This window comes from Amycolatopsis orientalis, assembly GCF_000943515.2.
GTDB lineage: Bacteria > Actinomycetota > Actinomycetes > Mycobacteriales > Pseudonocardiaceae > Amycolatopsis > Amycolatopsis orientalis.
This window is the reverse complement of sequence record NZ_CP016174.1, coordinates 2,333,373-2,355,350: the sequence shown is the minus strand read 5'-3', so window position 1 is coordinate 2,355,350 and position 21,978 is coordinate 2,333,373. Positions and strand designations below refer to the sequence as shown.

20 protein-coding genes are annotated in these 21,978 nt (G+C 65.9%); 7 read left to right on the top strand and 13 right to left on the bottom strand.

From position 1 onward, the window contains the following. Window positions 1–188: 188 nt before the first annotated feature. From SD37_RS10565 to SD37_RS10545, 5 genes are read right to left on the bottom strand one after another with little or no spacing between them, the layout of a single operon-like run. Window positions 189–1,031, bottom strand: a complete 843-nt coding sequence (locus SD37_RS10565) for a hypothetical protein (protein WP_044851043.1) — start codon at window positions 1,029–1,031, stop codon at window positions 189–191. Between the two features lie 30 nt (window positions 1,032–1,061). Further along, on the bottom strand, window positions 1,062–1,565 hold the full coding sequence (locus SD37_RS10560) for a hypothetical protein (RefSeq protein WP_145926587.1): 504 nt from the start codon (window positions 1,563–1,565) through the stop codon (window positions 1,062–1,064). Between the two features lie 31 nt (window positions 1,566–1,596). Next, the gene (locus SD37_RS10555; protein WP_044851041.1) at window positions 1,597–2,478 is read right to left on the bottom strand and encodes a hypothetical protein; all 882 of its coding nucleotides are present in this window, start codon (window positions 2,476–2,478) and stop codon (window positions 1,597–1,599) included. Beyond that, window positions 2,478–4,151 (bottom strand): PrsW family intramembrane metalloprotease, encoded by a 1,674-nt coding sequence (locus tag SD37_RS10550; protein ID WP_145926586.1) that lies wholly within the window; start codon window positions 4,149–4,151, stop codon window positions 2,478–2,480. The genes SD37_RS10555 and SD37_RS10550 overlap by 1 nt, the downstream gene beginning before the upstream one ends. Beyond that, on the bottom strand, window positions 4,148–4,819 hold the full coding sequence (locus SD37_RS10545; protein WP_145926585.1) for a hypothetical protein: 672 nt from the start codon (window positions 4,817–4,819) through the stop codon (window positions 4,148–4,150). Before SD37_RS10545 ends, SD37_RS10550 begins: the two co-directional genes overlap by 4 nt. 115 nt (window positions 4,820–4,934) lie before the next feature. On the opposite strand from SD37_RS10545, the gene SD37_RS10540 reads away from it, so the two are divergent. From SD37_RS10540 to SD37_RS10530, 5 genes are all read left to right on the top strand, one after another. Beyond that, window positions 4,935–7,712, top strand: coding sequence for an AfsR/SARP family transcriptional regulator (locus SD37_RS10540; RefSeq protein WP_044851038.1), 2,778 nt, complete (start codon window positions 4,935–4,937; stop codon window positions 7,710–7,712). A 6-nt stretch (window positions 7,713–7,718) separates the two neighbouring features. After that, window positions 7,719–8,027: a hypothetical protein gene (locus SD37_RS42550; RefSeq protein ID WP_145926584.1), complete on the top strand. Its 309-nt coding sequence runs from the start codon at window positions 7,719–7,721 to the stop codon at window positions 8,025–8,027. A gap of 187 nt (window positions 8,028–8,214) precedes the next feature. Further along, window positions 8,215–9,039, top strand: a complete 825-nt coding sequence (locus tag SD37_RS10535; RefSeq protein ID WP_044851037.1) for an ACT domain-containing protein — start codon at window positions 8,215–8,217, stop codon at window positions 9,037–9,039. A 388-nt stretch (window positions 9,040–9,427) separates the two neighbouring features. Further along, window positions 9,428–9,574, top strand: coding sequence for a hypothetical protein (locus SD37_RS43055; protein WP_167369627.1), 147 nt, complete (start codon window positions 9,428–9,430; stop codon window positions 9,572–9,574). Between the two features lie 227 nt (window positions 9,575–9,801). Beyond that, window positions 9,802–10,332 carry a hypothetical protein gene (locus SD37_RS10530; RefSeq protein WP_044851036.1) on the top strand — a complete coding sequence of 177 codons (531 nt, stop codon included), beginning with the start codon at window positions 9,802–9,804 and terminating at the stop codon, window positions 10,330–10,332. A 33-nt stretch (window positions 10,333–10,365) separates the two neighbouring features. Here the strand turns inward: SD37_RS10530 and SD37_RS10525 are convergent, their stop codons facing one another. The 8 genes from SD37_RS10525 to SD37_RS10490 form a co-directional block, all read right to left on the bottom strand. Then, window positions 10,366–10,554, bottom strand: coding sequence for an oxidoreductase (locus SD37_RS10525; protein ID WP_065912787.1), 189 nt, complete (start codon window positions 10,552–10,554; stop codon window positions 10,366–10,368). A 425-nt stretch (window positions 10,555–10,979) separates the two neighbouring features. After that, the gene (locus SD37_RS10520; protein ID WP_052674898.1) at window positions 10,980–12,137 is read right to left on the bottom strand and encodes a Glu/Leu/Phe/Val dehydrogenase dimerization domain-containing protein; all 1,158 of its coding nucleotides are present in this window, start codon (window positions 12,135–12,137) and stop codon (window positions 10,980–10,982) included. Then, complete coding sequence (locus SD37_RS10515) at window positions 12,137–13,372, bottom strand: FAD-dependent oxidoreductase (protein WP_065912786.1); 1,236 nt, start codon at window positions 13,370–13,372, stop codon at window positions 12,137–12,139. Before SD37_RS10515 ends, SD37_RS10520 begins: the two co-directional genes overlap by 1 nt. After that, window positions 13,365–14,549, bottom strand: coding sequence for a MazG family protein (locus tag SD37_RS10510; RefSeq protein ID WP_236725328.1), 1,185 nt, complete (start codon window positions 14,547–14,549; stop codon window positions 13,365–13,367). Before SD37_RS10510 ends, SD37_RS10515 begins: the two co-directional genes overlap by 8 nt. 71 nt (window positions 14,550–14,620) lie before the next feature. Further along, complete coding sequence (gene pyrE, locus SD37_RS10505; RefSeq protein WP_044851034.1) at window positions 14,621–15,214, bottom strand: orotate phosphoribosyltransferase; 594 nt, start codon at window positions 15,212–15,214, stop codon at window positions 14,621–14,623. A 3-nt stretch (window positions 15,215–15,217) separates the two neighbouring features. Beyond that, on the bottom strand, window positions 15,218–15,958 hold the full coding sequence (pyrF, locus tag SD37_RS10500) for an orotidine-5'-phosphate decarboxylase (protein WP_044851033.1): 741 nt from the start codon (window positions 15,956–15,958) through the stop codon (window positions 15,218–15,220). Next, complete coding sequence (locus tag SD37_RS10495; RefSeq protein ID WP_237671649.1) at window positions 15,955–17,691, bottom strand: CTP synthase; 1,737 nt, start codon at window positions 17,689–17,691, stop codon at window positions 15,955–15,957. The genes pyrF and SD37_RS10495 overlap by 4 nt, the downstream gene beginning before the upstream one ends. Next, window positions 17,679–19,631, bottom strand: a complete 1,953-nt coding sequence (locus tag SD37_RS10490; RefSeq protein WP_083254930.1) for an NAD(P)/FAD-dependent oxidoreductase — start codon at window positions 19,629–19,631, stop codon at window positions 17,679–17,681. The genes SD37_RS10495 and SD37_RS10490 overlap by 13 nt, the downstream gene beginning before the upstream one ends. A 536-nt stretch (window positions 19,632–20,167) precedes the next feature. Between SD37_RS10490 and SD37_RS10485 the strand changes: the two genes are divergently transcribed. Further along, the gene (locus tag SD37_RS10485; RefSeq protein ID WP_044851084.1) at window positions 20,168–20,668 is read left to right on the top strand and encodes a VanZ family protein; all 501 of its coding nucleotides are present in this window, start codon (window positions 20,168–20,170) and stop codon (window positions 20,666–20,668) included. 218 nt (window positions 20,669–20,886) lie between these two features. Then, window positions 20,887–21,972, top strand: coding sequence for an NYN domain-containing protein (locus SD37_RS10480; RefSeq protein ID WP_083254929.1), 1,086 nt, complete (start codon window positions 20,887–20,889; stop codon window positions 21,970–21,972). Window positions 21,973–21,978: the final 6 nt, after the last annotated feature.

Here is a 21,978-nt window from a genome sequence, read left to right as displayed (position 1 = left end):
CCGCTCGAGGTCTTCCAAGGCGCGATGGGATCTTAAAAGATCGACACCATTGCGACGATCGCTCGAAACCGCCTCCAGTGATACGCAGGTGATCAGCGGAACAAAGTCGAGACCCATGGCGGTACTTGTCCGTTCGAGTGACCACGCTCGTGATCCAGCACGACGGTCTTGCCCGCCGCGTGGATTCATCAGAAACTGCCGCTTCCGTAGTTGCTCGAGGGACCGCCGTGGTACTTCGACCACATCGGTGGATCACTCGGGTCGTGGGGAAGCGGGATGATCACTTCGCCCGTGAGCCGTGCCCATCCCCATGCCACGGTCTCGTATTTCTCTTTCAACGCGCGAGCGGTCTCCCGCGCCCAATACACGCCGGTGTAGCGATGTTCGGCCCGTTCCGCGGTCAGCGCGGCATGGACCTCCTGCACGGTGTGCTTACTTCCGCCTCCGGCGTCCAGGCTCCTCAGATAGATCCAGAAGCTGCGGCGCCCGCCTGGATGCTTGCGGATCTCGTAGGCCCACACCGGACCGGACACGTCGGCGATGGCGTCCGCACGCTTCTTCCTGGCCTGCTCATCTTCTCGCCGTTTGCGCTCCTTCTCCCGCATGGCGTACTCCTCCAGGTACGCGGGAAGATCATCCATGCTCTGCTGGTGGTCCGCGAGAGCAGCGGCGAAGTCCGACCGCAGCCGCGCGCTTGCCGCGTCATATCCCTTACGCAGCAACCAGTTCCGCCGCGCGTACTTGATCCGCCACCACAGGCCACCCCGAAACGGCGCCCGCCGGTGAAGGCTGACGGCTTCCTCACGTTCCTGCAGGGCGTGGATCTCCGCCAGCAGTCGGCGCGTCGCCGAGCACCAGCGATCCCGGTCCTCCCGACCGGCTCTGACGAGTCTGTCCGAAGTGGAGTACGACGAACGGGAGACCTCGGCGCACAGCACCCTGTTGTGCTTACTCAGTTCGGCCCCGACCACGTTGACCGTCCAGCCGCCCAGCAGGCTCCCGAGTTCGGTGACATAGAAGTCGAATTCCATTGTTTCTCCTTAACAGCACATTGACCACCATCAGTCCTCTCCGCGCAACCAGAACGCATCCTCGTCGGCGAACTCGGGCGAGGCGACGATACGTTCGACGAAGTCCACGGCCGGGTGCCCGCGAAGTTCGGAGACCGTGGCGCCCACGACGTCGAGTGCCTGCAGGTCGGCCGCCAGTCGCGCGTACTCGGCCGGGCCGACGTAGAACACCACGCCGTGCCGGCCCTCGCGCCAGGATGTGGTCTGTGACCGGATGGTGCGGCCGGCCAATTCGATGTTCGGCGTCACCGTGTAGTCGGCGAACATGGCGGCTTCCTGCCGAGCCTGTCGCTCGGTGGTGATCTCATCGAGGTCGGCCGGCCATCGAGCGCGATCGTGGACCGGCTGACCGATGTCGGGAACGAATGACACTGTCACCATTCTATTGAGCAGAACGTCCCAGATGCCCTCGTAGAGCGCGGCTTGAGGGCCATCCACCTCCCAGCGCCGAGAACGCGCTTCCACCGGGTAGTCCGCTTTGGGAGTCACCTGCACGGTGCCACCTTCCTCCTGCTCGTCACCGCGATCAGGGCCGCGGATGGGCGCGCATCGAACGCACCCGCCGCTCAAGTTCCTGGAGGTCACCGAAGTGCCGGCGTTGCCAGCCGACCGTCCTGTTCCCCTGGCGTCCGGACGTGGCCTTGCGGTAGCGGTCGAACCAGTCGTCGGCTCCGGTGAGATGCTCCCGCATGACGTCCGGCGGAACGCCACGCTCGCTGAGCCAGAGCAGTTCTTGCAGCCGGTTGTGGTATTCCAGCACCGCGTTCTGATCGATCGTCAATACTCCGCTCTGGTTGAACGCTCGCTTGTAGCCCTTCGGTGAGTTCCGTGTCGGTGTGACGATCTCGCTCGGCGGTGGGCCATCAGGAAAGCGATTCGTGTCGAAGAGCTGGTCGATGTGTCCGAGTTCGTGCTCCAGGTCCAGATAACGCATTCCTGGTCGAAGTCTGAACTCGAGGTCGGTCCTGATCGTTTCCCCGGCCAAACCGACGAAGCGGCGGATCGCCACCGAAGGGTCGCTCTCGACCGCGACGATCTTGAAGCCCATCGCCTCCACCTTTGCCGTCTCGGCCGCGAAGTCAGGGTGTTCCTCCATCCGCACCGTGCCATGGGCGATCGACTCCGGTGTCGGATCAATGCCGATCTTGGCGCCGGTGCCGACCTTCCCGTTGGTCCCGCCTCGGGCATAACTGAACGCGGCGTGGCCGGCGGCGACAGCGAGAGCGGCGGCCACCGCGACGGCAGAACCGACCGCCGGGTAGATACCGCCGCAGCCGTCGTCTCCCGTGGAGCCAAGGGTGTTGACCAGGCCACCCGTGCACCGGGCGACCGCTGTCGCGGGGGTGAGCAACAGCACGGCGAGCACGATGGTGACGACGTGCCCGACCCTCCGGAGCGTTTGACGCATCAGCGGCCCCCTCCTGTGCGGATTTCGTCGTCGGTCTTGAACTCCTGGATCTGCCGCCGTAGCCGGGTGAAGTCCACCTCCGCCCCGTCGGGGTCCTGACGTGCCTGGTGCCAGTGACACATGCCCAGGTCGAGTTGGGCTTGGTACAGGCGGGACAGCCGGCGATAGGCAAGCGGCCCACCACGCAGGAAGGCGTCGACGAGGGTTCGGAACCTGCGTGCGGGATTGAGCAGCACCGGCAGTTCGGCGACGGTGACCGCGTCGTGCCCACTGTTCGCCTCGTGCCGGAGTTCGATGGCGAGCGCGGTGCTCTGGTAGCGCAGGCCACGGCGCAGCAGCACCAGATACATCACCAGGAGCGGGCTGAGCAGCAGGAGAACCAGGAATGGCAACACGACCATGGCGAACACCGGCTCGCTGACCCGGAACATCAACGGCAGCAACGAGATCAGGCTGTTGTACAGATAGTGGCCGCAGATCGCGCTCAGCAGGCCGCAACCGATCACGACGAGCCTTGTCCCCGGGTTCCGCGTCTGCCGGGCGGCGCCGATCGCCGCACCGACCAGCGCCGAGAAGGCCACATGCATCAGCATGATCCCGACCACCTGCCGCAGCCAGTGCTGATAGACGGCCCCGCCCGTGCCCGGGGCGGACATGTACAACATGGATTCGAGGAAGTTGAACCCCAGGCCGACACTGGCACCGACGACGAGACCGGACACCAGGTCGGTGACCCACCGCCGCGCCACGACGGCGATCAGCAGCACGCCGACGCCCTTGGCCAATTCCTCGAAGACGGGCACTTTGACGCCGTCGATGATCGCGACGAACCGGTTGAAGCCCAGCAATTGATCGCTCAAGGAATTGTACAGGACCGGCAGCGCCATTCCGTATCCGACGGCCACCGCCGCACCCCAGCCGAATCCGGCGATCAGGAGCCGGAAAGGCATCCGCCGATGGCGTTGCATCCGGTGCACGGCCCAGAGCGCGATCGCCGTCGTGGGCAGCGAAAGCAGCGCCGCGGACACCAAGTCCGCCCCGCTCTCGGCCCTCGCGTGGATCATCTTGATCAGAAGCGCGATCGGCGGCAGAGCGCACGCGAGTGCGATCCACAGCTGACTGTTCCTGTCCCGTCGCCGCAGTCGCTCACCGTCGGCGGCACGGCTGGGGTGGAGCCGGTCGCCGCCCAGGATCAGGCACGCCAGCAGCAGGGCACTGAGTCCGGCGTTCATGTTCGCGGTGACCATCTCCGACACCTGGTACTCCGGCCGGACGAACTGCACGGCCGCCACCATCAGATGGAAGGCGGAGAGCGTGGCCAGCGCCGCCGCCATGACCACCAGGGCACGCGTCACCGGTGCGTCAGGGGAGGCGAGCCGGCGATGACGGACCGCTCGATACAGAATGAAGAGCATCAGGAGCCGGATAACCACCAGGAACCCGGCGGTGAACGACCGGGACCGCGTACTCGCCGCGGCTCCGAAGCTCTCGGAGAACGCGCCGGCCTGAATCTCCAAGGCCGGCTTGGTCAGGAAGAGCAGAAACGGCACCAGCGCGAGGACGCCGCCGATCACCGCGCAGATCACCAAGATCCGCCGGTGTGGATCAGGTTCGTATCCCGCAGTCCGGCCGGTGCCCCTGCCTCCGGAAGCACGGATGAGTACCCGGGTCACGACGGACGTACCCCTTCCGGTGACCGGGACCGCCGATCTCTCCCCCGCTGAACGCGGCCGACGAAGGGCCGCGCGTCGTGCACGACCCCGAGCACGCGCGCGCCCACGGCGACCAGCAACGAGGCACCACCGACCCACGCGGAAAGGGTTCCGTCCGACACCGCGCCCGCAGGCTGGGTCGCGACCGCACCGTCGGGGTCGTAGACGACGTCCAGCCGGGTACCCTCACCAGCGGCACGGTATGACAGAGACACGTTCTCCTCGCGTTCTTCCGAGCAGGCGAGGCGATGGTCGTAGTACGTGTCGGTGGTCGTGCTCCAGTGCTCCCCGTCATAGGTCCGGATCGGCACGCGACGGGTCTGGATGTCGAGCACCGTGCAGGACGTGCGGACGCCGCGTTCGGACAACGCCGCGTCGTTCACCCCCTCCCACGCCGCGAAAGCGGCGATCACCGTGGCCGCCGCACCCGCCATGACCCATCCCAAAGGCGCGGCGAGGAGAATGGACGTCAGCCAGAGCAACAAGCCGACGCCGAGCAGGACCCCGCCCAGCACGCGCGACGAGTGCGCGCACAGCCAGGCCCCGGCCAGCGACGACGCGACCACGAGCACCGGCTGGACCACGGCGATGACCGACTGCGGCACCGGTCCACCGGGGTGAAGCCTCATGCGTTCGTCTCCGTCCTGGCCGCTCCGTGCGTCGGCCTTGGACTACTACGGTGGGTGATCAGTCCTGTACGTATCTCGCGCTAATCTTGAATCCGCAGGTAGAGAGGGAGGTGTTGTGGAGGTCGAGTTCGCCGTCCTCGGCGACGTTCGTGTTCGGCTCGACGGACAGGATCTGGACATCGGGCACGCGCGTCAGCGGTCCGTCCTCGCCGTCCTGCTCGCCGAGGCAGGCCACAAGGTGACCGCCGCCCAGCTGGAAGACAGGGTGTGGGGCGAGCGAGCCCCTCGCCAAGCTCGGAACGCCCTCTACAGCTACCTCTTCCGGCTCAGGACCGCCCTGCGGGACGTCGCTGGGTTCGACATCGCCCACCGAAATGGCGGATACGTGCTGGAGGTCGACGTCGAAACCGTCGACCTGCACCTCTTCAGGCGTCTGCTCGGGCAGGCTCACGAAGCCGCCGAAGGCCGGCGGGCGCTGGCCCTGTTCGACCGCGCGCTGCGGCTCTGGCGGGGTGCGCCGTTCGACGAGCTGGACAGCCCCTGGCTGGCGGCGATGCGCGACCAGCTGCAGAAAGAGCGGTACACCGCCCAGGTCGAGCGCCACGACGTCGCACTGAACCTCGGGATGCACGCCGAACTACTGGCCGAGCTGACCACCGCGACAGCGGCGAACCCGTTCGACGAGCGACTCGCCGGTCAGCATCTGCTCGCCCTGTACCGATGCGGGCGCCGGGTGGAGGCGTTGACGCGGTACCGCACGTTCCGCGCCCGGCTCGTGGCGGAGATCGGCGTCGAGCCCGGCGATCAGCTGCGACGTCTGCATCAGCGGATGCTCGCCTCGCAGGTGCCGCCTCCGCCCGCCGCCCAGCGGGCGGAGCAGAACCAGGAGCCGGTGCCACGGCAGTTACCGGCGGCGTCACCGTGGTTCGTCGCCCGCACCCGTGAACTCGGTCTGCTCGACAAGGCGCGAAATGACGCCGCCGGCGTCGTTCTGGTGACGGGTACCGGAGGGTCGGGAAAGACGTCCTTGGCGCTGCACTGGGCGCATCGCGAGGCCCGGCGGTTCCCCGGCGGGCAGCTGTACGTGAACCTCCGTGGGTTCGATCGAGTGGGCAAGCCGTTGTCCCCGGCCGATGTACTGCACGGTTTCCTGGAGGCGCTGGGCGTGCCGGCAGAGCACGTCCCGGCAGGCCCGGACGCGCGGGCCGCGCTGTATCGCAGTCTGCTGGCCCGCCGGCGAGCACTGGTGGTACTGGACAACGCCTACGACGCCGACCAGGTCCGGCCCCTTCTTCCCGGTGGGGCGGATTGCCTCACGGTGATCACCAGTCGTGAGCGGGCCACCGATCTGATCACCCATGAGGGAGCCGTGCCCGTCCGCCTGACCGTGCTCGAGGAGATCGAGGCCGTCTCGCTTCTCGTCAGGCGGCTGGGACCCGACCGGGTGACCGCCGAACCCGACGCGGTCGCGCGACTTCTCGCGCACTCCGCCCGGCTCCCGCTGGCCCTGGCCGTCGTGGCGGGTCGCGCGGTGGCCAACCCCGCCTTCCCGCTGAGCGCACTGGCCGATGAACTGCGCGACGAGCGAGCGCGGCTGGACGCGTTGGACGCGGAAGGCACCACATCGAGCGTGCGAGCGGTGTTCTCCTGGTCGTACCGCACGCTGAGCCCCGAGGCTGCCCGGCTGTTCCGGCTGCTGAGCCTGCACCCCGGCCCCGACGCGAGCCGGTTCGCCGCGGCCGCGCTGGCCGGGATCGACATGTCCCGCACCCGCACCCTGCTGAACGAACTGATACGGACACACCTCGTCGACGAGCACCGCCCCGGCCGCTTCCGCTCACACGACCTGCTCCGCGTCTACGCGGCCGAACTGGCCGAGCTGGAGGACACCGACGAGGAACGGAGAACCGCACTGCACCGATGCCTCGACTTCTACCTCCACACCGGATTCGCCGCCGAACGGCACCTCGCACCGCACTGGCCACCGATCGTGCTCGCCACCGCACAGGACCACGTCCCACATCCGCCCGTCAACGACTACCACCAGGCCATGCAATGGCTCACCACGGAGCACGACACCCTGCTCGCCGCGACGGCGGCAGCCGTCCGCGCAGGCCTCGACGTGCACGCCTGGCAGCTGCCCTGGGTGCACAGCACCTACCTGAGCAGGCGAGGTCATCTGGCGCACCGCGCCGAGTCCCAGCGCACGGCACTGGCGGCCGCCGACCGCCTCGATGACGACTTCGCCCGAGCCACCAGCCGCCAGCTACTCGGCAGGGCCGAAATCCTGCTGGGCGATCAAGACCAAGCCCTGAAGAACCTGCGGCACGCGCTCGACCTCTACACCCGCCTCGGGGACACCATGGGTATGGCCATCACCCATTTCTCCCTCAGCTCGGCCTACGACCTGCGGCAGTGCCACACCCGGGCTCTGCCGCACGCCCACCACGCTCTCCAGCTGTGCCGTGAAGCGGGTGACCACGCATGGGAAGCATTCACGCTCACCGCGATCGGCTGGTATCACGGCAAAGCAGGCCACCACGCCCAGTCCCTCGCCCGCTGCAGCGAGGCCAAACCCTTACTGGACCGCATCGGAGACCGAGACGGCCGGGCCCACAACCTCCACTGCCTCGCACGCGCACACCACAATCTCGGCCAGTACACCGAAGCCGCGCAGGGCTACCGCGACTCCCTCGCCCTGTTCCAAGAACTAGGCAGTCCCTATCTGGAAGCGACAACTCTCGACCACCTTGGCGACGTGCTACAAGCCGCAGGCGACCACCCCGGAGCCTGCGACGCATGGACCCGAGCACTCGAAATCCTTGAACCACTGGCACACCCCGACACCGTCGAGATCGAATCCAAACTCCTCGACACGAGCGCGCGCCGATAGCCGGCGGTGCTGCCGGCATGGCTCGCCGGGGTACCACTGGCCAAGGACCGGCTACGCGAGCACCGTATCCCGTGCACCGCGGGCATGACGGTCCGAGACCTGGCGGCGGCCGCGCACGGCTCGGCCGATCGATCCACAGTGGACGGACTGCTGCTCTTGACGTCCTCTGTGGACGTCGCGCCGTGGTCGGGCGTGGGCACCGAGTTCACCGGCCGTTCGCGTCGTCGGCCGCCTGGAACAAGCGAAGACCCTTCGCTGGAGCCCGATCCGCTGCCGCTCGAAATTCGTCGAATCGAGCCTCGAAGGCCGTTGTGAAGCGGTTTTCGCCTGAAGCCGTGGCCATGACGACGACACCGAACGGGTCACCACACGAAACGGCGGGCGTTGTCGCGGCACGGGGTTCGAGCCCGCCGCTGGAGGCGCCGGCCTGGTGCGCCGAGCGTTAACTGAATCGTGACAGCAGGAGACGCCGGGGGTAAAGGAGGCAGCGGAAGCTTGCGGTATGAAGGAATCGAAGGTGCGACCGGGGACCGCCGCGGGTGCGAAAACCTCGATGGGGCGCGAGCTGATCGAACTCGCGGCGCTGTTCATCGCGGCGGGTGTGGCCCACCTGTTCGTCAGCACGTTGTCGCTCAATCGCGCCGGACCGGTCGTGCTGTTCGGGCTCGGGTTGCTCCTGATCGCCACCTCCGCGTTGCGGCGATGGTGGAGTCACCGTCCGCGAGAGAAGGTGAGTCTCGGCGCGACGGACGAACACGAAGCGGGGACGGGCGTGGCGTGGCGGATCCGCGTCACGGTCCGTGACGTGCCAGGTGCCTTGGCCGGGGTGACGGCCGCGTTGGCGGCGCACCGGTACGACATCGTGTCGATGCAGGTCTTAGCGGTGCAGGACGGCGTGGTCGACGAGTTCCTCCTGCGTGCACCGGCCGGTGCGACGGCCGCGGACATCGCCGCGGTGACCGTATTGGGTGGAGGCCGGGACGTGCGGGTCGCGGCGGCCGACGTCCACGAGTTCGTCGACCTGCCCACCCGGCTGCTGACGATCGCGGCCCAGTCCGCCGGTAGGCGAGACGGGGCCGCGCGGTTGCTGCGGGTCGTGCTGGGTGATTGCGTCATCACCTGGCAGGACACTAACCAAAAACAACGGGAGCGCGCGGCCGACGGGAACGTCGAGGGCACTTCGATGCGGCTGATCGCTCCCGAAGGCGGGCTGATGGTGGTCACGCGTCCGCTGCTGCCCTTCACCCCGGTGGAGTTCGCTCGCGCCAAGGCCGTCCTCGACCTCGAGCGCCGGCTGGCCCCATGCCGATCACCACAACGACCATGAACTCGCCGGACGGAACCCGTCGCGTCGAGAGGCGTATGGCGGGTTCGGCGTGTCGCGACCGATTCAACTCGCAGGCGCAGCAACGACTGCCCGGCTTCAGTCGTCTTTCCACGGCGCCCCCGGCGGGCGGCCAGGATCGCCGTCGCAACGGTGATGGTTGCCGTGGCGAACTGCATGATCTGGGTCGCGACTGTCAAGATCGTGGCCATCCCCACTCCCGTGTCCGGTCCTGCTCGGTTCTACGGGCCACAGTTCCCCAGCACTCGGCCGCACAGCTCGTTTGTCAAACAAGTCATCGGGGTCAACGGGCGTTGGCGCAGGTCAGGCCGGACGATTCGGCGACGACATCAACAGGGTGTCAAACGTCTGAGAGTGGTTCAATGGGCTTGTGAGCGGCCTGCTGGCGGACTTCCTCGGCGACTTGAAGAAGGTGCGGGAGCAGGCATTCGGCACCCTGGCGGCGTTCGCCGAAGAGTTGAACGACCATCCCTTGCGAAAGGGGAAGCGCTCCAACCTTCCCGGCTCAGCCAGATAGGCAACGGCAGCAGGGTCACGAGACCGCCGGACCTCGACCTGGTCATCGCGTGGGTGGAGGTCTGCGCGACGCATGCTCGGCGCACCGGCCGCCCCCTGAAAACATCCGCGGACACGGCGTACTGGCGGCAGCGACCTCGGGAACTGTTGTACGAGTTCGAGCGCACACCCTCACCGGAAGACGGTTCCCCTCAACCGATCGGGCGATGGAGCTGGCGGCGCCTTGGCGTGCACCAGCCCATCGTCGTCGATTCCGTGGAGGCTCTACCGGAGCTGCCGCCCTACGTCGAACGAGACCACGACCGGCACTTGCGCGGGCTGATGAGCGACCTGGCGACCAGCACGTTGGTGGTGCTGACGGGGGAATCGTCCTCGGGCAAGACGCGTACCGCGATGGAGGCGGTGCGGGTATGCCTGCCGGACTGGCCCGTCCACAAGCCGCGTGGTCTGCCCCAGCTGAGCGTCCTGACACCCCGGTCCCCCGCGGTCGTCTGGCTCAGCGGCGATGTCGCAGGACTCGGTGAGATCACCGGACAGCACCACAGCCGCGGAGGTTCTCCCGACGTAGTCGACCAGCGCCCGTTCGTACGGCGCGGCACGGCGTTCATCCTCGACCAGGACCGCACCCCTGGCGCAGTGGGTGCAGTCGGCGCAGTGGCGGTTATACCGTGTCCTTCCGGTGTCCGCGCGGCGTTTAACGGCTGGTTGCTTCATTTCCCGGGATCCCACATCGCCTGGCAAGCAGCGGCCACCTGGTGACACTTTCCTGCCCTCGTCTTCTCGTAGCCCGAATTAGGTGACCTCGATCACGACGCGCATCCGCCGCTCGGTGTCGCCGCCACGTTCGTCGTCCCGCTGGTTGGACAACGATAAGAGGAACTGGCAAAGAGTTAGCCGGGGCACGCCATGCACTTTCTCACCATCGAATTCTGCCACAAACGCGCCGTATTCATGGCATTCAAAGCGCCAACCCACGGCCACGGTCGAACGATTTCACTTTTTAGACAAGCGACTCCATGTCACGCTTGTTCTGCCGACTTCACACTCGAATTCGCTTTCCACACAGGGCCCCCTTTCGGCAAGCGCACCTTGCCGAGGGTCGGAGAATCGCACAGGCACCCTTACCGGGCGGATATCTCAAGTGAGTGTAGCTGTTGAACGGATAGTCCCATAGTTCGGGCCTGACATCGAGACCAGGGCGGAATACATCGCTATCGCTCACCACACCTCCTCGCCGCTGATTCCACGCCGATTCGCGAGCCGGCAAGCGGAGCCAAATGAATCGGCATCCCTGCCGGGATCCAGTAGGCCATGAGCAGAAAGAGTGGGTTAGCGAGAGAGTCTCAGCGATACCATGCACGTTCCACGACGGGAAGCGTTGACGAGGCATCCGAGAGAGGCGTGGATCATGTGGGAAGACGCTCCACAGCGCTCGGTTCGATAGATCTGACACTGTTCGGTTGGTCGCCAGAAAGCTCTACGATCTGCGACGGGAGATCCCTGGCCATCGAGAAGCGCTTTCCGCAGACTGAGTCGGCGCCGGGACGGGCTGTACGCAGCAACTCAGGCCATCGTGTGCCCACACCCCGGCCCTGCGCGAGATAGGCCTCCGTCATGGCATCCACCTCATTTCTGACAAAAGCGTACAATCGTTCAGGTACTGTCGAGTTGAAGGCGTCCGGATTGTAGAACTCGACAGAGTCGCAGATCACCGCGCCGGCGTTGGAAACCACGTCTGGGACCCAAGTGACCTGCCTGCGCGTGAGGCAAGGCTCCACTTCAGGGCTGGCGAACGGGGCGTTCGCGGCGCTGACGAGGACACTCGCACGCAATTCTTCGGCGATGCGAGCGTCGACCACTCCCGATGACGAGCACAAGACGACCGCGTCGACCGACAGCTCCCACCATTTCGCGGTGTGTGGCAACGCGGTACACCAATCGACCGCGGCCTTCGGGTCGGAGTCGTAGGTGTACACCGTGCCCCCCGCGGAGACCAGAAAGCGAGCGACAGCCGCACCCACTTTTCCTATTCCGTGTACCAGGAACGTCGATCCTACGAGCTTTTGCCCGAGTGCCCGCGCGGTACTGGCGAAGACCCCATGAGCAGTCGCCAGGCTCGGGTCGACGGCACTGCCCATGGCCGACAGAATGTACTTGGAACGTTTGTACAGTGTTTCCATATCGGCCGCGGACGTGTTCAAGTCGCAGCCCGTGTAAAGTCGGCCGCACCGTTCGTTGAGCACATCCGCGACGGCGTCGAGCAGTCGTTGGCGATCAACCGTGTGCGGATCGGCTCGCGCGACGATCTTGGCGCCGGAAAAGCCGGTGCCGTACAGCGCGTGCTTCACCGTCATCCGTTCAGCGAGAAGCCGAGCGTCGTCGTGGGCCTGCTCGTCATCGCTGTAGAAGCGGATCCGAAGCCCGCCATTCGCCGGTCCCGCAGTGAGGTCGCCCGCTTCGACCGTGTGAAGGGTCACGTCGTCGTCGAGTCGAATGACCTGCGCCTGATAGTCGGCCTGGGAGTACACAGGCCGCGACGACTGGCGAGGAATGCCGGCGCGCATCAGACGCCCGCCTCGGCGCGGACGAGCCGCCACTGTTCGCGCTTCAGCCGAGCGCCCGAGATGTCGTGGGTAGTCGTACCGTCGACCGCGAGATCGACACAGATCGAGCCGAGGAGGGGTGCGATCTTGAAGACCCATCCGGTGGCACAGACGACGACATCGTCCGCGGCCGGGACGACGTCGGGAAGGAAGTCGAGCAGCAGTTGCCGGGAGAGCGTCTGTGGCTGCGCCGGATCGGTGAACAGGCTGCACACACACGTCGTCGGATCCACCGGCGCTGGGTCTAGGCCCGGCATGTGCTGTGCGACCCACTCGCTGAGACGTGTCACAGTCGCAGGATCCGGACGCGTACGGGAGATCGCTCCGTCAGCCATCACCCGGCTCGGGTAGTTCGCGCCGATCCGCATATGCCCGCCGCGTTCCCAGGGCAGTTCGGGGAAGCCGTAGTAAAGCCCCGGGTCGTCGTGGGCAGACTGCTGAAAGTCGATCCACGTCGGGAGCGGCTCGGAACCAGCACCGCCGGGTCTGACGGCAAAGCATGCGGACACCATCTCCCATACCGTTGTCCGCAGCTCGATACCGAGTACGCGGAGGAGGCTGTTGGTCTCCGGCCCTGCCGCGATGATCAGCTTGCGCCCGTCGATCAGTTCGCCTGCTTCAGTGGTTATCCGCACTCCATCACCGTGGGCAGCGATGTCTCGTACCGCCGTGCCGCTACGCATCTCGACTCCGGCGGTGACACCGGCCCGGTACAACGCTTTCAGCGTCGCTTTCACGTTGGTCGCGGCCCCGTCGGGCTGGAAGAAGCCCGTCCAGCTCTCAGGTATTCCCGTGAATCCGTACTGCTCGGTGATCTCCCCGGCGGTCAGCCGGTCAAAGGGAATTCCGAGGTCGGCCATTGTTCTGAGCACATTGTCGATCTGCCCTTCCGCTCCCGGCGCGGCCGGGTCCCCGAACCAAAGGCAGCCGACCTGGTGGTTGAGCTTCTCGCCGCCTTGTTCCTCCAGTTCTCGCCACAGCGGCATTGCTTCCTGGACGAGCCGGGAAATCGTCGGATCGTCGTACTGCAAGCGGAACTGCCGCGAGAGCCCGCTGGACGCGGTCTCGTCGTGAAAGAACGAGCGTCGTTCGAGCAGCACTGTCCGCTGCCCCCGTCGCGCGGCCGCGTAAGCCGCGGCGAGCCCTACCACTCCTCCGCCGATCACGATGACATCGATCAAGGTCTGCTCAGTCATGGTCCACCTCGGAATCACTTCGGACGAGCTGTGACGCTCTCTTCGACTCGAGTAGCCGGCGACGCAATGCGTCTTCGGGAGCCACCCCGACGACCGTCCCGATGCGGACGACGGTGAGAAGCAACTCCCCCAGCAGGTGCTCCTTCAGCTCAGGCTCACCGCCAGGCGCTGCTTCGACAGCATCGACGGCAGCTCGAAGAGCGGCGGATGCCGAGGTGAAGTCCGGCCGATCCGCGGCCCGTTCGAGGGTTCGCTGTGCCAGGAGGAGCGCCGGGAGCGCTCGCGGTACGCCGTCGAGCGGACGCCTCTCACGCCCGCTCTCGGCCTGTTCTTGCCGTTTTATCGACTCCCAGTTGGCGAGGACTTCCTCGACGCCGTCGACGGCCACACCACCGAAGACGTGCGGATGTCGCCTGGTCATCTTGCCGATCAGCGCACGGCACACGTCGCCGAGGTCGAAGGCGCCTTGCCTGGCTCGCAGCGCGGCATGGAAGAGGATCTGGAAGAGCAGGTCTCCGAGTTCGTCGCAGTGCCCGTCGACGTCGTCCTGGTCAACCGCATCGAGAACCTCGTACGTTTCCTCGAGAAGGTAGGGAAGCACGCTGGTGAGGCTTTGTTCCCGGTTCCAGGGGCAGCCTTCCAGAGGATCCAGCAAGCGGTCCATCAGCTGTGCGACGTCCGCGAACGCCTCCGCCGGAAGACCGGACTCAGGCTCGATCAGACCGGCGACCTGATCCACCTGGGAACGAAGGGCCTCGAGCGTCCCGTTGTTGTCGACGCGCAGCCGCACAGTGGCGAACGCGGCCAACTCCTTGTCGAACGGGTCTTCGTCGGCACTCGGGAAACCCTCGGCTCCGATACGCGCGCGCCGAACGTGAGGGTCGGCGTCGACCTCGACGAACACCGCTCCCAGATCGACCAGGCGGTGGAGATCCGCCGAACATCGTGGCCCGACCACGATGAGTGGGCGTGGATGACGCAGGGCGCGATCGATGAGCCAATCCGGGTCGGCCGCGAGCAACTGCTCCGCCAGCGCCGCCAGGCCGGGCCTCGCAGCAGCCTTGGCGTCGTACTCGTCCAGGGCGTTCGCCGTCATCCCGTGGCGACGCTCGTAGTCGCGGAGAAGCGGCTCGGAGATCAAAGCGATCGTATGCTCGGGAAAGCGTTCCGCGAGCATGCCCGCGACCGTGTCCTTACCCGCGCCTGCCAAGCCGATCACCGCGATGACCTCGGCACTGGTGCCGCGGTTCATCGAGCCGCCTCCGCGAGGTACTTGCTTCCGGGACTGACGAGCCGAATCCCCTGGCGGCAAAGCGGGCAATCATCAGGCGAGAACGCGGGCATGTCTTTGCGCGTCAGCGCTACAAGCGGCACCCCGTCTTCCCACGCGAACGGGGCCCCACGGCGCACCACCAAGGCGGCGACAGCGGCCGGGGCGGCTCCGGCCGAGGCGAGAAGATCGAGAACCTCGACGACCGTTCCAGCCGTGGTGATCACGTTCTCCACGACCAGGACTCGTTGCCCCGGTTTCAGCTTCTGCCCCCGTCGAAGCCGCTGCCGGCCCTCGACGCGTTCGGAGTACAGGAATGGCACCGCTGCCTGACGAGCGAGTTCGAAGCCGAATACCACCGCGCCCGCGGCCGGCGCCACGACGACGTCGAAGCCGGTGACGCCGATCGTGCCGAGTTGCCGCAGGAGAGCCGAACACGCCGCGGTACATGCGCCAGGATGCTGGTGCACTTCCGCTGTCTGGTTGTAGAAGGGGCTGTGCAATCCGCTCGTGAGTTGGAAATGTCCTTCGTGGACCGTGAATCCGATGTCCTGCGGATACTCGCTGTCCACGTGTCAAGCCTTCCCGTGCAGGAGCTGCTGGGCGCGACACAACGCTTCGACCGGGTCGGCGGCGTCGATGATCGGGCGCCCGGCCACCAGAAGTGAGGAGCTCGACAACCGCGGCTCGTCGAAGGTGGCGATCCGTTGCGGCGAATGGTCGTCCGCCTGGTCCGACGCGAAGCGGACCCCAGGGGTCACAACGAAGAAGTCCGGCCCGAACTCGGCACGGACCAGTGGCCCTTCCTCAGGGGAGCAGACGACCCCGTCCAGCCCATTGGCTCGCGCGCGCTCCGCGAGGCGCAGGACGGCTTCCTCGATCTTCTCCGGACTGCCGAAGTAGTCGGCCAGGTAGCGCTCTTGATGACTCACGAGCATGGTGATCGCGATGACCAGCGGCCGATTCCCGTCCGCGGTCTCGTGGGCGGCTTCGACGGCGCGGGACATGGCTTCGTCGCCGGCGAGGGCGTGCACGTCGAAGACATACGGTCGCAGCCGGGCGGCTTGCCGGGCCGACGACTCGACGGTCTGGGGAATGTCGTGGAATTTGAGATCGAGGAAGATCCGCGCACCATCATCGGCCATTTCACGCACAATGCCCGGCCCAGCCGCCATCAGCAGCGGCGGTCCTACCTTGAAGTAGTCGGTGTGCGGCCTGAGCACACGGTACAGGTCGCGAACGCGCTGCCCGTCGGGCACGTCCAGGGCGACGCAGACTTCAGGCCCAGATCCTCGGTCAAAGGTATCGTCGGTCATGGCCGTGCTCCTGTCGGAATCGAGTTTCGACGAGACTTGTCGCGCCGCTGTGCCGATTCTCGGCAGGCCGCAACGAACTGAGCGAACAACGGATGCGGAGCGGTCGGGCGACTTCTATATTCAGGATGAAACTGACAACTCACGAAGTGCGGATGATCGGTGATCTCCATCATCTCGACCAGTTCGCCATCAGGCGATCTTCCGCTGAACACCATCCCATGCTGGGAGAAGACTTCTCGATAATAATTGTTGAACTCATACCTATGCCGATGCCGTTCGGCGATGCGCGGCTGTCGATAGGCATCGAAGGCGCGTGTTCCCGGCAACAGGTCGCACTGATAGGAGCCGAGCCGCATGGATGCTCCCAGATCCGGTAATTCGCGCTGGCCGGGCATGAGATCGATCACCGGGTGCGGAGTGTCCGGATCGAACTCGGTCGAATTGGCTTCGGCGAATCCCGTGACGTTACGGGCGAACTCGATCGCAGCGACCTGTAGCCCAAGGCAAATACCGAGGAAAGGGATTCTTTCCGTTCTGAGCCACCCGGCGCAGCTGATCTTGCCTTCGATACCGCGGGGGCCGAACCCTCCGGGGATCACCACGCCGTCCACGTCCGTCAGCATCGCGGCAGGGCCTTCCGCCTCGACGGCCTCCGAGTCGACATGTCGCACTCGCACGCGGACTCCGCACGCGATCCCGCCGTGTATGAGCGCCTCGTTGAGGCTCTTGTACGAGTCGGACAGATCAACGTACTTGCCGACCATCGCGATGACGACTTCGTCGCGCGCGGAGGAGAGCCGCTGGACGGTCTCCCGCCACAGCCCTAGATCGCTTCGCCCAAGCCCGATGCCGAACCGCGCGCCCAGCAGCCCGTCGAGACCTTGGGCCTGGAGAACCAGCGGCAACTCATAGAGGATCTTCACGTCCGGCGAGCTGAGGACGGCCTCGACCGGCACACCGCAGAACCTGGCGAGTTTGTGACGGAGTCGTTCGTCGAGCGGTTCTTCGGCGCGGGCGACGAGGATGTCCGGTGTGATGCCGGCCCGCCTGAGTTCTTGTACCGAGTGCTGCGCCGGCTTTGTCTTGAGCTCACCGGGGCCGGTGAAGAACGGCACCGCCGCCACGTGCACGACGACTGATCTCCCGATTTCCAATTCGGTTCTGAGCTGGGAGATCGCTTCGAGGAACGGAACCGGCTCGAGGTCACCCACTGTGCCGCCGACCTCGATGATGGCGACATCGAAGCCCGCTCCACAGGCGAGAATGCGAGACTTGATCTCGTCGGTGACGTGCGGGATGACCTGGATCGTCGCGCCAAGATAGTCGCCACGACGCTCTTTGCGCAGAACCGACCCGTAGACCTGGCCGCCGCTGAGGTCGTTGTGCCGCGCCATCGTCGCCGATGTGAATCTTTCGTAGTGCCCGAGGTCCAGGTCTCCCTCCGTGCCGTCCTCGGTGACGAAGACCTCACCGTGCTCCAGGGGATTCATCGTCCCGGCGTCAGCGTTCAGGTATACGTCGAGCTTCTGGAACGTCACCTTGAGCCGTTGGCCTTCCAGCAAGGTCCCGATGGACGCCGCCACCAGCCCTTTGCCTGTCGACGAAGCGACGCCGCCGGTGACGAAGACGAACTTGGGCTTGTGCTCGCTGTTTCCATCGGGAGCGGGCATGCCGTCTTCGAGAAGTTCGCGTTCGGACATTGACTGTCCCTCGATCGCGGTCAGATCCGACATCCTGCCTCCCAAGCACTCGCCAACGCGGCGGCGAGATCGCCTGGACTGGCGCAGTCCCCGACGCGGTGGACAGGTTTCCCCGACGTACGCGCCGGTCGCGTGAACCATTCGTTCTTCTCTGCCCCGACCGCCACTACGACCGCGTTCGCCGCCGGTCCGGCGGGATTGCCGTCGGCAAAACGCGGAGTGCCATCTGCGGCGACGGTGTGGATCTCGGTATTCAGCACCGTGTGGACACCAAGGCGCGTGAGCGCGTCCGTCAGCCACTGACGGTGGTTCGATTCGGCACTGCGTGCCAGCTGGGACTCGCGCTCATAAACAGTGACGGCGTGGCCGAGCTGCGCAAGATGCCAAGCGGTCTCGCTACCCGTGACTCCTCCACCGATCACCGCCACCCGCGCGCCGGAGTCAAGCGTCCCGGTAACCGCTTCTTCTGCCGTCATGACAACGGCGTCGTCGTCGGCGGGCAGTCGACGAGGGTGTGAGCCCGCCGCCAGTACGATCTCCTCGGCGTCGAGAGCCAAGAGATCTTTCGAACTCAGCCGGGTGCCGAGCTTGATCACCACCGGCAGGGATTCGAGCGCGCCCTTCTGATACTCGAGAAATCGAGCCAGATCATGTTTGAACGACGGCCGCGCGGCCGCGACGAGGCCGCCCCCGAGTTCATGGCGCGCCTCGAACAACGTCACATGGTGGCCGCGGACCGCGAGCAGGCGCGCCGCCTCCATGCCGGCCGGGCCACCTCCCACCACGGCCACGGACTTCTTTCGCGCGGCCGGCTTGGCGGTGCTTCTCGTGGCGATCTCCGGTCGAACGTCGCATGTCACCGGTTCGCCATCGATTCCGCGCCGCAGACATCCGTTGTTACAGCGGATGCAAGGCCGTATCGACTGAGGGTGTCCGGATGCGACTTTCGCGACCCACTGTGGATCCGCGTGCAACTGACGAGCCATCGAAACCAGGTCCGCGGCACCGGAGCTGAGGATCGCGTCGAGATGCTCGGGATCGGAGAGCCCGCCGGAGGCGATCACCGGCACTCGCACGTCACGTTTCACTCGTGCGGCCAGTTCGACGAGGTTCCCGCGCTCTCCGTAAGTCGGTGTACTTCTCAGATGCCTGGATTCGTACGTGCCCGCCGAGACGTGGATCGCTTGTACGCCGACGGAGGTCAGCGCGACGGCCAGGCTGGCCGCGTCTTCCGGCCCGAGCCCACCTTCGCGCAAGTCCGAGCCGTTGATCCTCGCGATCAGTGGCAGCCCGTCTTCGGTACCTGCTCGCACGGACGCCACGACCTCGAGCGAGAATCGCATCCGGGCGGCGAACGATCCTCCGTACTCATCCGATCGCTGATTGCGGTCGGGCGCGAGGAACTCCGAGAGCAGGTATCCATGCGCCAGGTGAAGCTCGGCGAAGTCGAACCCCGCGGATCGGGCGCGCTGGGCCGCGCGGGTGAACGATGCCTTGACACCCGCGATTTCGTCGCTGTCAATCGCGTGGAGCGTCCCGGTGCGGGCCTGGCCGCTGACAGACGGTACCCACTGCCGCTGTCCCGCCGGGATTCGCTGAGGCCCGGCATGGCACAACTGCAGCGCCGCGCGAGCACCTGACTTCTGGATCGCCGCGGCGATCCGCGAGAGGCCCGTGACATCCGAATCCTCGCTGGCTGACAACTGGCGAGGCCACGACCTGCTCACCATGCGGTCGATGAACGCGAACTCGACGATCACCAAACCCGTTCCGCCGGCAGCGATTGAACCGTAGTACTCGACCAGCCGATCCGTCACGCGACCCGCACTGGTCGCGTAGTTCGTTGCCATGGCGGCACGTACGACCCGGTTTCGCAGGACATGCGGACCGATCGGTATCGGGCTGAGCAAGACGTCCGGGTAGTTCAAGGCGCCCGAATCGTCAACACGGTAAGGCAAGGGACCACGAGGCACGACATCTCACCCCTACAGAGAACTCTTGCTACTGCTGTCCAGGAGATATGGTCGATCACCGACCTCGAGCGGAATATCCAATGCAGATCAAGAAAAGCCAAGAAGGCATTCTTGCTATTCTATGGTCGACTTATCGGGTGAGAGGAGGCCCAGATCGTGAACAAGTCGCCGACATGGTCATGGCCGGAGGCGCACGCCGCGTCAGCGATGTCATGGGTCGAGTTGGCGAATGACGTTCGTACGCAGAAATTCCCGGCCGCTTATCCTGGAACCTTGTGGCCATCTGACGGTTCTCCTGCCGAGCCGCAGATATCGGTGATGGTCCGGCTTACCCTGCAGTATACGCTGGTAGCGCGCGCTCAGTATCCATCCGACCAAGAACCATCACGCTGAAACGCGGTACTTTAGGGCAACCGTGTTACCTGATAACACATTCGGCGGCTGCTGGAATGGGGACGAAACCTCCGATCCGCGGCTAGTCGTTGTCGATCGAGGCCGCCGACCAACTCGCCCCCCGCAGGCCTAGGATCGGCGTCATGATCACGAACTTCCTGCTCGAGCACTCCGCCCTCGTGCCGGTGGCGATCCTGCTGGTCGCGCTCGTCTGCGCCGTCCTCGGCCATCTGTTCGCGGGCAGGCGACGAGTCCTCTGGACGCTCGCGGCAGTGGCACTCGTGCCGGTCTTCGCGCTGACGCTGGTGCCCACCGGGCGCACGATCGACGAGATCCTGTGCACGGTCCAGTTCTCCCTGCCCACGCTCGGCTCGGTGGAACTCCTGGCCAACGTCGCGCTGTTCCTGCCGCCGGTCTACTTCGCCGCGCTGGCGTCCCGTCGGCCCGTGACGATGTTCGCGGCAGGCTCGGCGCTGTCCGCGGTGATCGAGGCGCTGCAGGCGTTCGTGCCCGCGATCGGCCGTGCCTGCGACACCAACGACTGGATGATGAACACGATCGGCGCGATTTTCGGCGCCCTCCTCGCCGCGGGTACCGCCCGGCTCGCTCAGCCGGGCAGGTCCGCGCGCACGATGTCGTCATAGACGTCGCCGGGTCCGTCTCGCCACCGACGTGATGCAGGACGCCCCACACGGCGTCGAGCGCCGTCTGCACCGCACCTTCGGCCCAGCCCTCCGCCGGGGGCCGGTAGCCACCGTCAGGTAACAGGCTTGCAACTCCGTTCTCTCGGCACGCATGTGAGCGTTCGGCGCTGCACCGGGAGCACTAACGTTCCCATGACGCCTGATGGAGGAGTGGTGGAGTGCGATCACATTGCGCGGTCTACGTGGACGTCGGCTATCTGCTTGCCGCTGCCGCAACGCGGGCGACGGGCACGTCCCTCCGCTCCAGTGTCTTTGTGGACTACCAGTCGCTGATCGACAGTCTCGCCGCACAGGCTTCTGCGGAGTCTGGGCTGCCTTTGCTCCGCATCTACTGGTACGACTCGGCCCCCAATGGAGTGCCGAACACCACGCAGGAGAGCATCGGCTTGCTGCGCCGGGTGAAGCTCCGTCTTGGACGTTTAGGGGTCGGCGGCGAGCAGAAGGGCGTAGATCTTCGAATCGGGCTTGATCTCGCGACGCACGCCCGCAATGCCGCAGTCGACTCCATGTATCTGGTGTCCGGAGACGACGATCTCACCGAGGCCGTTGACGAGGCACAAGCGCACGGGGTACAGGTGACGATACTTGCTGTTCCGACCCAGGAAGGCCGTCCACATGGCGTAAGCCGCCATCTGCAGGGTGCGGCGGACGGATTGGACCTGCTCGATGGCGATGCGCTGGACGCCGCCGTGCGCGCTCGCGCGGTCGCCGGCAGCCCTCAGCAGATTGTCGAACGCAAGCGCGAGGCGACTGTCCCATCCCCATCGGTTCTGGCGAGCGGCAATCGCGTGCCGGAGCCGACGGACACAACCCCGCCTCGCGCGTCGAGCATAAGGACTTCCGAGTCTCCGTCGTCCGTGGTCTATACGAGCACCACCGGCTCCGAGCCCGTCGTCGCGTCGCAGTACCGCGCAGTGAGTGATCATGATCCGGTCATAGACCGAGTCGTCGGCAACGTTCTGAACACCTGGCTCGATGCCGCGCCCGCCAGCCGCCGGACAGAACTGTCTCGCAGCCGGCCATCGATCCCGAGCGAGGTCGATCGTGCCCTGCTCACGGACCTTTCCGACGACATCGGCGTCTACGACCTCAGCCCGGAGATCCGATATCGACTCCGGGAACGCTTCTGGCACAAGGTCGACGAGTCGAGTACGCGCACACACGACGATCGCCGGGTAGCCACGGAGCAGGCCCATGGCCACGAACGTGAAGAGCCAAGATCAACGGAAGATCGGGAAAGTTGAGCGCCC